At 55.3% G+C, this 12,899-nt stretch carries 8 protein-coding genes and 2 pseudogenes; 8 read left to right on the top strand and 2 right to left on the bottom strand.

Annotated elements, in window-relative coordinates; all coding sequences use genetic code 11:
• Window positions 1-105: 105 nt before the first annotated feature.
• Window positions 106-1,602 (bottom strand): YifB family Mg chelatase-like AAA ATPase, encoded by a 1,497-nt coding sequence (locus ACTBDZ_RS00005; RefSeq protein ID WP_438813731.1) that lies wholly within the window; start codon window positions 1,600-1,602, stop codon window positions 106-108.
• 349 nt (window positions 1,603-1,951) lie between these two features.
• Between ACTBDZ_RS00005 and ACTBDZ_RS00010 the strand changes: the two genes are divergently transcribed.
• From ACTBDZ_RS00010 to ACTBDZ_RS00040, 7 genes and pseudogenes are all read left to right on the top strand, one after another.
• Window positions 1,952-2,050, top strand: coding sequence for an IlvGEDA operon leader peptide (locus ACTBDZ_RS00010; protein ID WP_195314403.1), 99 nt, complete (start codon window positions 1,952-1,954; stop codon window positions 2,048-2,050).
• Window positions 2,051-2,191: 141 nt separating this feature from the next.
• Window positions 2,192-3,841 carry an acetolactate synthase 2 catalytic subunit gene (gene ilvG, locus ACTBDZ_RS00015; protein WP_438813732.1) on the top strand — a complete coding sequence of 550 codons (1,650 nt, stop codon included), beginning with the start codon at window positions 2,192-2,194 and terminating at the stop codon, window positions 3,839-3,841.
• A 17-nt stretch (window positions 3,842-3,858) separates the two neighbouring features.
• Window positions 3,859-4,116: an acetolactate synthase 2 small subunit gene (gene ilvM, locus ACTBDZ_RS00020; protein ID WP_438813733.1), complete on the top strand. Its 258-nt coding sequence runs from the start codon at window positions 3,859-3,861 to the stop codon at window positions 4,114-4,116.
• 43 nt (window positions 4,117-4,159) lie between these two features.
• Window positions 4,160-5,034 (top strand): annotated as a pseudogene (ilvE, locus tag ACTBDZ_RS00025) (branched-chain-amino-acid transaminase).
• 113 nt (window positions 5,035-5,147) lie between these two features.
• Complete coding sequence (gene ilvD, locus ACTBDZ_RS00030) at window positions 5,148-6,998, top strand: dihydroxy-acid dehydratase (protein ID WP_438813734.1); 1,851 nt, start codon at window positions 5,148-5,150, stop codon at window positions 6,996-6,998.
• A 5-nt stretch (window positions 6,999-7,003) separates the two neighbouring features.
• Window positions 7,004-8,557: a threonine ammonia-lyase, biosynthetic gene (gene ilvA / locus ACTBDZ_RS00035; protein ID WP_438813735.1), complete on the top strand. Its 1,554-nt coding sequence runs from the start codon at window positions 7,004-7,006 to the stop codon at window positions 8,555-8,557.
• A gap of 80 nt (window positions 8,558-8,637) precedes the next feature.
• Entirely contained in the window at window positions 8,638-9,384 is a 747-nt protein-coding gene (locus ACTBDZ_RS00040) for a DUF2461 domain-containing protein (protein ID WP_438813757.1), read from the top strand.
• On the opposite strand, the gene ACTBDZ_RS00045 is transcribed toward ACTBDZ_RS00040, so the two are convergent.
• Complete coding sequence (locus ACTBDZ_RS00045) at window positions 9,381-10,151, bottom strand: lysozyme inhibitor LprI family protein (protein ID WP_438813736.1); 771 nt, start codon at window positions 10,149-10,151, stop codon at window positions 9,381-9,383. The two genes, ACTBDZ_RS00040 and ACTBDZ_RS00045, sit on opposite strands and share 4 nt — an antisense overlap.
• A gap of 623 nt (window positions 10,152-10,774) precedes the next feature.
• Here ACTBDZ_RS00045 and ACTBDZ_RS00050 point away from each other — a divergent pair.
• A pseudogene (locus ACTBDZ_RS00050) lies at window positions 10,775-12,898 on the top strand (TonB-dependent siderophore receptor).
• Window position 12,899: the final 1 nt, after the last annotated feature.

Here is a 12,899-nt window from a genome sequence, read left to right on the forward strand (position 1 = left end):
AAGGTTACGGATGGTAACGTGGGGAGTACTCATGCTGATTGGTCTGCAAAAAGCAGTAATAAATTCAGAACTTCAGAATACCGTCAAGTCCCGAAAAAAGAAAAATCAGGTGCGGAATGACGGATAACTTATCGCTTCCGCCAAATGGTCGCGCTGGATATCGGGCTGTTGCGCCAGATCGGCGATGGTCCTTGCTACCTTCAAAATGCGGTGCCAGGCACGCACAGACAGCTCCAGCTTGGTCATTAACGCCTCCAGCCAGACGGCATCCTCTTCGTGCAAGCGGCAGTGAATATCCATTTCCGGCGGTGTCAGGCGCGCATTGATTTTCTCCGCTCGTGCAAGTTGCCTCTCTCGTGCCGTCAATACGCGTGCTTGAACGTCGGTGCTGCGCTCTCCCTGTCGCCCCTGTTTGTGCAGCGTTCCGGGAGGCAGTAGCGGAACTTCAATCGACAGATCGAATCGGTCGAGAAATGGCCCGGAGAGTTTTCCCAGATAGCGCAGGATCTGCTGTACCGGCAAGCGGTTATGGATACCTTGATAGTGCCCCGATGGGCTGGGGTTCATGGAGGCGACGAGCTGAACGCGGGCAGGATAATTCACTTTAGCCCGCGTGCGGGAAATCACGATTTCACCAGCCTCTAACGGTTCTCGCAGGGCATCCAGTACACGCCGCTCGAACTCGGGTAACTCATCGAGGAACAGGATGCCATTGTGCGCCAACGAGATCTCTCCCGGTTTTGGCAATCCGCCACCACCCACCAGTGCCGTCATGGATGCGCTGCGGTGCGGCGCTCGAAAGGGGCGAGTGTGCCACAAACCCAGAGTCGTATCCGCAGCGCTCACCAGGCTGTTAATGGCGGCCACCTCCAGCGCCTCTTCATTGCTCAACGGGGGCAATAGCCCGGCAAGACGGCTGGCCAGCATGGTTTTTCCGGTGCCGGGTCCCATCAGCAGCAGGTTGTGGCCTCCGGCGGCAGTGACTTCGAGCGCCCGTTTTCCCTGCTCTTGCCCAATGATGTCTGCCAGATCCGGGTCGTTGTTGAGGTCGGGCGCATGAACTTCAACCGCCTGGCTGCTGGCTAACGGCTCACCGCTGTGCAAAAAGGCGCACACCGCATTCAGGTGTTCTGCCAGCAGTACTTCGCCGTGCCCGATAAGCGCCATTTCCTGCTGATGAGCCAGTGGCAAAATAAGCTGCCGGCCCGCCTTGCCAGCCGCGATGGCTGCCGGGATCGCGCCGGTAACCGCACGCAGCGCCCCGGATAATCCCAATTCACCCAGAAACTCATACTGCGCTAACGCCTTGCCACAAATCTGCTCTGAGGCTGCCAGAATCGATAATGCGATGGGCAGATCGTAGCGCCCGCCCTCTTTGGGCAAATCCGCTGGGGCGAGATTGACTGTGATCCGCTTGGCGGGAAAGGTGAACCCGGCATTGAGCAGTGCGCTGCGCACCCGATCCCGTGCTTCCTTAACCGTGGTTTCCGGCAGGCCAACCAGCGTTAGTGCGGGCAAGCCATTGCTGATATGGGCTTCGATCGTCACGCAAGGGGCCTGAATGCCAATCATTGCGCGCGTATAGGTAACAGCCAGCGACATAAGGCTCCCTCCTGTCAATCCCGACAGCGTGCGCTATCCTGAGCCTAAGCGGCAGTATAAAAACAACGTTATCAGCAACGGTTCGCACAAAGGTGGTTACCATACAGTGCGTTTCCTCTGGAATGGGCGCTGGTTTGCAGCTTTTGCGTGAATCGATGACGTCGTCGGTGAAAGCTCGAAGAAAAAGCACAATATGAATAATTGTTTATATCTATATGATTAATTTGCATTTAACGCAGATTTTTTCATCGGTTTTCGTTGCGCGTTAGAAAAAAATATTGTCAGTGGCGCTAAGTCTGTGGTAACTTCTTAGGTATTCGTTCGACAGTGATGACAGAACAAACCATTTATGAAAGCGTTCTCCCTCGTGATTAGCCTAGTCATTATTAGCGTGGTGGTGATTATTAACCCACCGTGCGGGGCGTCGCTGAGACGAAGAATGGCTTAAAAATCAAGCCGTAATTCAAAAAAACCCCGCACCGTAAGGTCGGGGGTTTTTTTGTTGGGCGGTAAAAACTACAGAAGGGAGTGGAGTATGTCTTACAGCATAAAATCCTATTTCTCCCCGGCAGCGTCGGGGAAATAAACTATGAATGGGGCTCAATGGGTGGTGCAAGCGTTGCGGGCGCAAGGTGTCGATACCGTGTTTGGTTATCCGGGCGGCGCGATTATGCCGGTTTACGATGCACTCTACGACGGCGGCGTTGAGCACCTGTTGTGCCGTCATGAACAAGGCGCTGCCATGGCGGCGCTTGGTTATGCCCGCGCGACCGGCAAGGTAGGCGTGTGTATCGCCACCTCAGGCCCAGGTGCCACTAACCTGATCACCGGGTTGGCGGATGCGCTGCTGGATTCCGTACCGGTCGTGGCAATTACCGGTCAGGTGGCTTCACGGCTGATCGGTACTGATGCCTTTCAGGAAATCGACGTGCTGGGCCTGTCGCTGGCCTGCACCAAACACAGCTTCCTAGTGGATTCGCTGGAGTCGCTGCCGGAGATCATGGCAGAAGCCTTCGCCATCGCCAGCAGCGGTCGTCCCGGCCCGGTGCTGGTGGATATCCCAAAAGGCATCCAGTTGGCCACCAGTGAGATAGCCCCGCAGTTTACGCCAGTCGATGACAGTCAGCCGAATTTCCCCAAGCAGGCCATCGAGCAAGCGCGCGCCATGCTGGCGGCGGCGAAAAAACCGATGTTATACGCCGGCGGTGGCGTGGGCATGGCGCAGGCGGTGCCTGCCCTGCGTGCGTTCATTGCTGAGACGGGCATTCCCTCCGTCGTTACGCTGAAAGGATTGGGTGCCGTTGATGCCGAGCATCCGCACTACCTCGGCATGTTGGGCATGCATGGTACCAAAGCGGCTAACCTGTCGGTGCAGGCGTGTGATTTGCTGATTGCCGTCGGTGCGCGGTTTGACGATCGCGTGACGGGTAAACTGAATGCGTTTGCGCCTCATGCAGCGGTTATCCATCTGGATATCGATCCGGCAGAGCTGAGTAAATTGCGCCAGGCCAACGTGGCGCTGCCGGGGGATTTGAACACGCTGTTGCCTGCATTGGCCCAGCCGCTGGCGATTGACGCCTGGCGTCAAGAGGTGGCGGCGCTGAAAGCCGAATACCCGTGGCGTTACGATCATCCGGGTGAAGCCATCTATGCGCCCGCGCTGTTAAAAACCCTGTCTGAACGCAAACCTGCGGAAACCGTGATCACCACCGATGTCGGCCAGCACCAGATGTGGGCCGCACAGCACATGCGTTTTTCCCGTCCGGAAAATTTCATCACCTCCAGCGGGTTAGGCACCATGGGCTTTGGTTTGCCAGCGGCAGTCGGCGCGCAGGTAGCCCGCCCTGAAGATACCGTGGTGTGTATTTCCGGTGACGGCTCTTTCATGATGAACGTGCAAGAGCTGGGCACCATCAAACGAAAACAGCTGCCGATAAAAATCGTGCTGCTGGATAACCAACGGTTAGGCATGGTTCGGCAGTGGCAGCAGTTGTTCTTCAATGAACGTTATAGCGAAACCAACCTCTCCGATAACCCCGATTTTCTGACCCTGGCAAGCGCATTTGGTATTCCAGGGCAACGCATAACCCGAAAAGATCAGATCGATGCCGCGCTGGATGCCCTGTTGAGCAGTGATGGGCCGTACTTGCTGCATGTCTCTATCGATGAACTGGAAAACGTCTGGCCGCTGGTTCCACCGGGTGCCGGGAATGAAACCATGCTGGAACGTACCGAATAATGGCAGGAGAACAGAGAATGACGCACCATCAACTTTCCATACAGGCTCGCTTTCGTCCCGAAATGCTGGAGCGCGTGCTGCGCGTGGTACGCCACCGCGGTTTCCGAGTGTGTGCCATGAACATGATGACGGCCTCCAACCCCGACCACATCAATATCGAATTGACCGTTGCCAGCCAACGGCCGGTGGATTTATTGTCAACACAGTTAAGCAAGCTGCTTGATATCGCTTGTGTTGAAATACAACCCCACACATCACAACAAATACGTGCCTGAAGGCATTAGAAAGGATAATGACAAGCAAAGCTTCAATGGTGAGATGGTGCCGTGGGCGGAAGCTAAAGTACACGTGATGTCCCATGCGCTGCATTACGGTACGTCCGTGTTTGAAGGGGTGCGCTGTTACGATTCCCATAAAGGCCCGGTGGTATTCCGTCACCGTGAACATATGCGCCGCCTGCACGACTCCGCTAAAATTTATCGTATGCCGGTGCAGTACAGCGTGGATGACCTAATGGAAGCCTGCCGCGCAACGCTACGTAAAAATGACCTGAAAAGCGCCTATATTCGTCCGCTGGTGTTCGTTGGCGACGTTGGCATGGGCGTGAATCCGCCGGAAGGTTATGTCACGGATGTCATCATTGCGGCATTTCCCTAGGGCGCGTATCTGGGCGAAGACGCACTGGATCAGGGGATTGATGCCATGGTGTCCTCCTAGCCAACACCATTCCAACGGCAGCAAAAGCGGGCGGTAACTACCTTTCCTCCCTGCTGGTGGGCAGCGAAGCGCGTCGCCACGGTTATCAGGAAGGGATTGCGCTGGATGTCAACGGTTATGTGTCTGAAGGTGCAGGTGAAAACCTGTTTGAAGTGAAAGATGGAGTGTTGTTTACCCCGCCGTTCACCTCATAAGCGCTGCCGGGTATCACCCGTGACGCCATTATCAAACTGGCGCAGAGCCTGGGGCTGGAAGTGCGTGAGCAGGTGCTGTCGCGTGAGTCGCTCTATCTGGCGGATGAGGTCTTTATGTCCGGCACTGCCTCGGAAATCACTCCGGTGCGCAGCGTGGACGGTATTCAGGTCGGCATTGGTCGTTGTGGCCCAGTCACCAAACAACTACAAAAAGCGTTCTTCTGCCTGTTTACCGGCGAAACCGAAGACAAATGGGGCTGGTTAGATCAGGTTAACCCGTAATCGTAACAAGAAAGATTAATACACCCCTTTCCTTTGCTTCACGAACCCAAGACGCCAGTCGCCGCTGAACGGGAGCAGGAAAGGGGATGAAACACACACTGGAGTAACAGAGTATGCCTAAGTACCGTTCAGCCACAACCACGCATGGCCGTAACATGGCAGGTGCGCGCGCCCTGTGGCGTGCCACCGGAATGACCGATGCCGATTTCGGCAAGCCGATCATCGCCGTGGTCAACTCGTTCACACAATTTGTTCCGGGCCACGTGCACTTGCGTGATCTGGGCAAACTGGTGGCGGAGCAAATCGAAGCCGCTGGCGGCGTGGCCAAAGAGTTCAACACCATTGCGGTGGATGATGGTATCGCGATGGGGCACGGTGGCATGCTCTACTCCCTGCCATCACGTGAGCTGATTGCAGATTCGGTCGAATACATGGTCAATGCCCACTGCGCCGATGCGATGGTGTGCATTTCGAACTGCGACAAAATCACCCCCGGAATGCTGATGGCCTCGCTGCGCCTGAACATCCCGGTGATCTTTGTTTCTGGCGGTCCGATGGAAGCCGGGAAAACCAAGCTTTCTAACCAATTGATCAAACTGGACTTGGTGGATGCCATGATCCAGGGGGCTAACCCGAACGTCAGCGATGCGGATAGCGATCAGATCGAACGTTCCGCTTGCCCGACCTGCGGTTCCTGTTCCGGCATGTTTACCGCTAACTCGATGAACTGCCTGACGGAAGCGCTGGGCCTGTCACAGCCGGGCAATGGCTCGCTGCTGGCGACCCACGCCGATCGTAAGCAACTGTTTTTGAACGCGGGTATGCGTATCGTTGAACTGACTAAACGCTACTACGAGCAGGATGATGCTAGCGCGCTGCCGCGAAATATCGCGACCAAGGCTGCGTTTGAAAACGCCATGACGCTGGACATCGCCATGGGCGGTTCCACCAACACCGTTCTGCACTTGCTGGCCTCCGCGCAGGAAGCAGAAGTGGATTTCACCATGGACGACATCGACCGTCTGTCACGCCGTGTGCCGCAGCTGTGTAAAGTGGCACCGAGCACGCAGAAATACCACATGGAAGACGTACACCGTGCGGGTGGGGTGATCGGTATTCTGGGCGAACTGGATCGTGCCGGATTGCTGAACCGCGATGTGCGTAATGTGCTGGGCAAAAGCCTGACGGAAACGCTGAACGCTTACGACGTCATGCTGACCGATGATGACGCGGTGAAAAGCATGTACTCCGCAGGGCCAGCGGGCATTCGTACCACACAGGCGTTTTCACAGGATTGCCGCTGGGAGTCGCTGGATACCGATCGTGAACAGGGCTGTATCCGTGCGCGTGAGCACGCCTACAGTCAGGATGGCGGTCTGGCTGTGCTGTACGGCAACATCGCGGAAAAAGGCTGTATCGTAAAAACCGCCGGTGTGGATGAAGGTAGCCTGGTGTTCCGTGGTCCGGCCAAAGTGTACGAATCGCAGGATGACGCCGTGGAAGCCATTCTGGGCGGTAAGGTGGTCGCGGGTGATGTTGTGGTTATCCGTTACGAAGGGCCGAAAGGCGGGCCGGGCATGCAAGAGATGCTCTACCCGACCAGCTTCCTGAAATCCATGGGATTGGGTAAAGCCTGTGCATTGATCACTGACGGTCGTTTCTCCGGCGGCACCTCTGGGCTTTCCATCGGTCATGCTTCGCCTGAAGCGGCCAGTGGCGGCACCATCGGGCTGGTGGAAGAGGGTGACATCATTGCCATCGATATTCCTAACCGTACCATTGAGCTGGTGGTAGCGAAAGATGAACTGGCACGCCGTCACGATGCGGAGCTGGCGCGCGGCGATGCTGCCTTTACGCCGAAAAACCGTCAGCGTCAGGTGTCCTTTGCCTTGCGTGCTTACGCCAGTCTGGCAACCAGCGCGGACCAAGGCGCGGTACGCGATAAGAGCAAGCTGGGAGGCTAAGTTCAATGGCGGTATCACTCCCTCTCCCCGACGCTCCGTGCGGCGCGGAGTATTTGCGTGCGGTGTTGCGCGCGCCGGTCTATGAAGTGGCACAGGTGACGCCGCTTCAGCCGATGGATAAACTCTCGGCGCGTCTTGGCAACACCATTGTGGTGAAGCGCGAGGACCGTCAGCCGGTGCACAGTTTCAAACTGCGTGGTGCCTATGCCATGTTGGCAACCCTGACCGAAGCGCAGAAAGCGCACGGTGTGGTAACGGCCTCCGCCGGTAACCACGCACAGGGCGTGGCGCTTTCGGCCAGTAAGCTCGGCATCAAGGCGCTGATCGTCATGCCGGTCGCCACCGCGGATATCAAAGTGGATGCGGTGCGCGGTTTTGGCGGTGAAGTGCTGCTGCACGGCGCCAATTTCGACGAAGCCAAGGCCCGTGCGATTGCGCTGTCGCAAGAGCAGCATATGACCTTCATTCCGCCGTTCGATCACCCGGCCGTGATTGCCGGGCAGGGAACGCTGGCGATGGAGCTGTTGCAGCAGGATGCGCATCTCGATCGCGTGTTTGTGCCAGTCGGTGGCGGTGGTCTGGCAGCCGGCGTGGCGGTGTTGATCAAACAACTGATGCCGCAGATTAAAGTGATCGGCGTTGAGGAGGAAGATTCCGCATGCTTACGTGCGGCATTGGATGCCGGACACCCGGTGGATTTGCCGCGCGTTGGATTGTTCGCCGAAGGCGTGGCGGTCAAGCGCATCGGCGATGAAACCTTCCGTCTGTGCCGGGAATATCTGGATGATGTCATCACCGTGGACAGCGATGCGATTTGTGCCGCACTGAAGGATATCTTTGAAGATGTGCGGGCGATAGCTGAGCCGTCTGGTGCACTGGCACTGGCGGGGATGAAGAAGTATATCCAGCAGCACGGCATTCAGGGTGAACGGCTGGCGCATATTCTGTCGGGTGCCAACGTCAACTTCCACGGCCTGCGCTACGTCTCTGAACGCTGTGAACTGGGTGAACAGCGTGAGGCATTGCTGGCGGTAACCATCCCTGAGCGCAAGGGCAGCTTTTTGACCTTTTGCCAACTGCTGGGTGGTCGCTCGGTGACCGAGTTCAACTACCGCTACGCCGATGACAAGGACGCCTGCATTTTCGTGGGGGTGCGTCTGACGCGTGGTCATGCGGAGTGGGATGAGATTATTGCAGAGCTCTCCGCGGGCGGTTATCAGGTGGTCGATCTCTCCGATGATGAAATGGCGAAGCTCCATGTGCGTTACATGGTCGGTGGACGTCCTTCCAAGCCGTTGCGGGAACAGCTTTACAGCTTCGAGTTTCCGGAATCTCCCGGAGCGCTGCTGAAGTTCCTGCACACGCTCGGCACGCACTGGAACATCTCGCTGTTCCACTATCGCAGCCACGGCACCGATTTTGGTCGCGTGCTGGCGGCGTTCGAAGTGACCGAGCGCGATCTGGAGTTTGAGCAACGTTTGCAGGCGCTGGGCTACGAGTGCCATGACGAAACCCAAAATCCGGCGTTTCGTTTCTTCCTGGCCGGTAACGCGGCGTAATGTCAGTGTGCCCGACGGTGGAATTTCACCGCCGGGCGCGCTATCGTGGTTGCCATTCAAGGGATTAGCAATGGCAGACCATCATGACGACGTTCAACGGTTTCTCGCAGCAGAGCCTGACTTTTCTTCAACAGGTTCGACAGGAAAACAGCAAAGAGTGGTTTGACGACAACCGCGCGATATACGATGAGACGCTGGTTGCCCCGTTTCGCGCGCTGGTCGATGATTTGAGCCTGACGATGCTACCGATCGACGATCAGTTTGAAATTCGTCCCGCCATTGGCAAAACCCTGTCGCGTATCCATCGTGATACCCGTTTTTCTCACGACAAATCCCGCTACCACAGCCAGATGTGGCTGACGTTTAAACGCCCGCGTAAAGACTGGACGGACGCGCCGGTGTACTTTTTCGAAATTGGCCCGGATTTCTGGCGTTATGGCTTGGGATACTACAGCGCCACGCGCGATACCATGGCGCTGTTTCGCCAGACGCTGCGCGACAACCCGCAGGCCTTTTTGGCAATGGCCGCGTGTCTGGCGCCTACGTTTACGCTGGAAGGCGAAAGCTATAAACGTCCACTTATCAAGGATCAGCCTGCGGAATTGGCGACCTGGTACAACCGTAAATCCTTCGCTGCCATGACCACGCGGCAAGATATGGACGCGCTGTTTTCTGCTGATTTGGTTACCACGCTGGCACAGGGTTTTCGCCAACTGGAGCCGCTGTATCGCTATCTGATGGGCATTGAGAGCATGAAGCGGCTGACGCCTGAACAGGAGGAGGGAAGCTGGTCGAGCTTCCCGGCGTCAGCGCGTTTTGAACGTTAGGGTTTTTGCCGCGTCATCACCATGTTGAACAGGTAGCTTTCGCCCTGCGTATCAAACGTCGAGATGCGAATTTCGTCATCGCTCACGCAGGTAAACAGGATCTTGGTGGTGCCGCCAAAGCTGCTTTCCCGGCGGCCAATCGCCTGCGTATCACTCATCTGGCGGGCGGTAAACTCACCGTCATCCAGCCGGTTGGCGTAGCGGAACGCGACGGAAATGTTGCCGCTGATTTTCCCTTTTTCCTGCGTCATGTCCAAACCGACCTCATTATAGGGTGCTTTCTGATCGTACATTTCCTGAAAATAGCTGCCGAGGTTGTCGTATTCTTCCTTGGTGAGGTCCTGCAAATAATCCTCGTAGCTGAACGCCCCATGGAAACACCCGGTGGTTTTGATCGGGGTAATGGGCGTCGGTAACGCGTGCTGGGCCACCTGATTGAGGTAGCGCAGTCGGTTAAGCTGCTGCTGATAGCGCTGGCGCAGGCAATCCTCATCCTGGCATTGGTTACGCGTGGTGAGCCAACTGCGTTGAAACAGGTTTAATGCCTGTTCAAAGGGCTGGCTCTGTGTATAGGTGGTCAGCGCCGATCGTGCGGTCTTCCACTCCTGCGCCAGTTCATCATCCAACTGGCCGAGCAGCGGGCTTTGGCAAATCTGTTTTTCCTGCGCGCTGGTGGCATTGGCACAGTCGAACGAGACAGCCTGTGCATGAGGCACAAACGCGCAAGCCGCCAATGCCGCCACGGCAGAGAACACAGAGAGCTTCATAGGGGATCCTGTTTCATTCCTTGAGCAATTAGTGTTTGTTATACAGCCATCTGCGCTGCTCCGCCAGTCCAGTGCACCAACGTAGAGTGCCATGACCGTTTAACACAATCTCTTCCTGTTGGCCGATGTGTTAACAACGTAGCGGCATGTCCAGAATCGAAAACTGATATTCGCGACGGCGGAGTGACGTTAAGCTATTCACTAATTGTATCGGGTGTTAGCCCGAGTGATTCGGTCTTATCAGGGATGTCTTGTGGCATTTTCCTGCGAAAATGATATGTCTTGCGGTTCACGTTCACCAGACATCAGGAGCAGATTCGTGACGGCAAGGCTGTAACGATAGAACATCCCCATGGTGAATCCCTTTCATTTTTACAACGCAATGTTAAATGCAAAGTAAGAAAAATTAATGCAATTGCATAAATGCAATTGAGACGAGTTTGCATTTGAAATAGTCTTTTTTTTGCATTATCAGCCACGAATATGTTGGCTTATTTGTGATGCATAAAAATAGTATTGCAGTGAAGGATGAGCGTGTGTCTGAAAATAAAAGGAAATTTTACCTCATTGGGCGGTTATTTTTCGGTTATGTCACGGTACTGAGTGTTGCATCGTCGCTATTAATGGCTGTGCAAACGTTGGCCGCCGAAACGGTAACCGGTAACGCTGATGTGATGGTGGTCATTGCACAAGACGAGCAAAATACCGCGTTCCCCGCTGGTGGAATGATAGCGAAACAGAGTGCCGCCGGTACAAAAACGCAAATGCCGTTGGTAAAGACGCCACAGTCGATTGCGGTGGTCACGCGCGCACAAATGGACAAGCAGCGGGTGAGATCCGTCTCCGATGCGTTTAATTACTCTGCCGGCGTGCTTCCAAATTACCGGGGCTCCTCTAACCGCAATGATGAAACCATCATGCGCGGTTTTCGCTATGCGCCTAAATTTCTTGATGGGCTGAGTTTTGGCCTGATCGGGCAAGGTGCCTGTATTGGAAAGATCGATCCCTGGTTGTTAGAACGCGTTGAATTGATTCGCGGCCCGGCGTCTGTCATGTATGGTCAGGTCGATCCTGGCGGTACGGTTATTATGACCAGCAAACGTCCCACGGCGGAAAAGATTCGCCACGTACAGTTTAGTGCGGGTAACCAACGTTTTGGTGAAGCCGCGTTTGATTTCGGCGGTGTGCTAAGCGATGACAGCGCACTGTTATATCGCTTGAACGGGATAGCCAATACCCGGCAGCAATTTGTTAAAGATGCCAAACAACAACGCATTGCGATTGCCCTGGCGTTGACGTGGTTGCCCAATGCCGACACCAGTCTGACCGTACTGACCCGTTACCAATACGACCCTGAGGCGGGTTTTCGTAACTTCCTGCCCGCTTACGGCACGGTGTTTGCCACCAACGCCGGTTATATCCCTTACTCGCTGAATGTCAGCGATCCGAATTACCATCACTCAACGCGTGAGCAGATAGCGTTCGGTTATATTTTTGGGCACTCCTTTAACAGGGCGATTTCTGTTCAACAGGATCTGCGCTACTCACAGTTGCATGATAACTATAAATCTCTGGTTTACAGCACCGGCGGCAGCGTCACGGATACTACGCTAACGCGTAACCAGCAACGTGAAAAAATAGATGCTGATGAATTGGGGATCGATACCCAATTGAAAGCAAACTTCGTCACTAGCTCGGTCAACCATACCCTACTGGCTGGGTTGGATTATATCTGGCAGAAGTGTGACGCTAATTTGTGGCTCAATAGCGGAAGTCAGTACGATTTTGATTGGGCTCACCCTCACTATGGTGGGTCTTATCTGGAAAATGACAGCGACTTGCCCTTGGTACGCAGCGCGTTTAAAAAGCTCGATCAGGTAGGGCTCTATGCGCAGGATCAGGCGGTATGGCAGCAGCGGAACCTGCTACTCTCTGGGCGTCACGATTGGACAGAAATTCGTACCTACGAGAGCACGCTCAACAATGCCAAAAGGCAGTCGAATGATGATGATTTTACCGGTCGCGCGGCGCTGCTGTATGCGTTTGAGAATGGTTTTTCACCCTATATCAGCTACAGCACTTCCTTTGAGCCTAATCTGGACAGCGGCATTCCGGGGTCGGCACCCTTCAAACCCACAACCGGTGAGCAAACTGAAGTGGGGATAAAGTTTTAGCCAGTGGGCCGCAACACCTTGTTAACGCTATCGTTGTTTGACATCACGCAGAAAAACATCACGTCATGGAACAGCAAACTCAAGTTCAACGAGCAAATTGGCAAAGTCGAATCACGAGGCGCTGAAGCGGAACTCCATACCCAAATCACACCCGCACTGAGCCTGATGTCGGCGTACAGTTATACGGAGGCGGAGACGAAAGAGAGCACCAATGCGAGCACGCCAGCAGGGAACAGGCCAGCGGCGACGCCACGCCATATGGCCTCCGCCTGGGGCACCTACTTTGTTCACTACGGCCCGCTGGCCGGGCTGACTGTGGGAACCGGTGTACGTTACATCGGCAGTAGCTATGGCGATAACAAGGAGAGTTTCAGTGTGCCGCACTACATCCTGTATGACGCGATGGTGAGCTATGATTTGGGCTCAGCCTCACCGCAGTGGAAAGGTGCGGTGTTGCAGATCAATGTCAACAACCTGACCGATAAGCATTATGTGGCCTCTTGCAGTAATAACGAAGCCTGCTTCTACGGCGTTGGACGCTCGATTATCGCGACGGTTAGCTACCGCTGGTAAT

Origin of the sequence: Symbiopectobacterium sp., from assembly GCF_051710365.1 — a bacterium.
GTDB lineage: Bacteria > Pseudomonadota > Gammaproteobacteria > Enterobacterales > Enterobacteriaceae > Symbiopectobacterium.

Coding starts and splice junctions, on each gene's coding strand:
- ACTBDZ_RS00005 (WP_438813731.1), bottom strand. CDS start 1,602: ATGTCGCTGGCTGTTACCTATACGCGCGCAATGATTGGCATTCAGGCC.
- ACTBDZ_RS00010 (WP_195314403.1), top strand. CDS start 1,952: ATGAAAGCGTTCTCCCTCGTGATTAGCCTAGTCATTATTAGCGTGGTG.
- ilvG (WP_438813732.1), top strand. CDS start 2,192: ATGAATGGGGCTCAATGGGTGGTGCAAGCGTTGCGGGCGCAAGGTGTC.
- ilvM (WP_438813733.1), top strand. CDS start 3,859: ATGACGCACCATCAACTTTCCATACAGGCTCGCTTTCGTCCCGAAATG.
- ilvD (WP_438813734.1), top strand. CDS start 5,148: ATGCCTAAGTACCGTTCAGCCACAACCACGCATGGCCGTAACATGGCA.
- ilvA (WP_438813735.1), top strand. CDS start 7,004: ATGGCGGTATCACTCCCTCTCCCCGACGCTCCGTGCGGCGCGGAGTAT.
- ACTBDZ_RS00045 (WP_438813736.1), bottom strand. CDS start 10,151: ATGAAGCTCTCTGTGTTCTCTGCCGTGGCGGCATTGGCGGCTTGCGCG.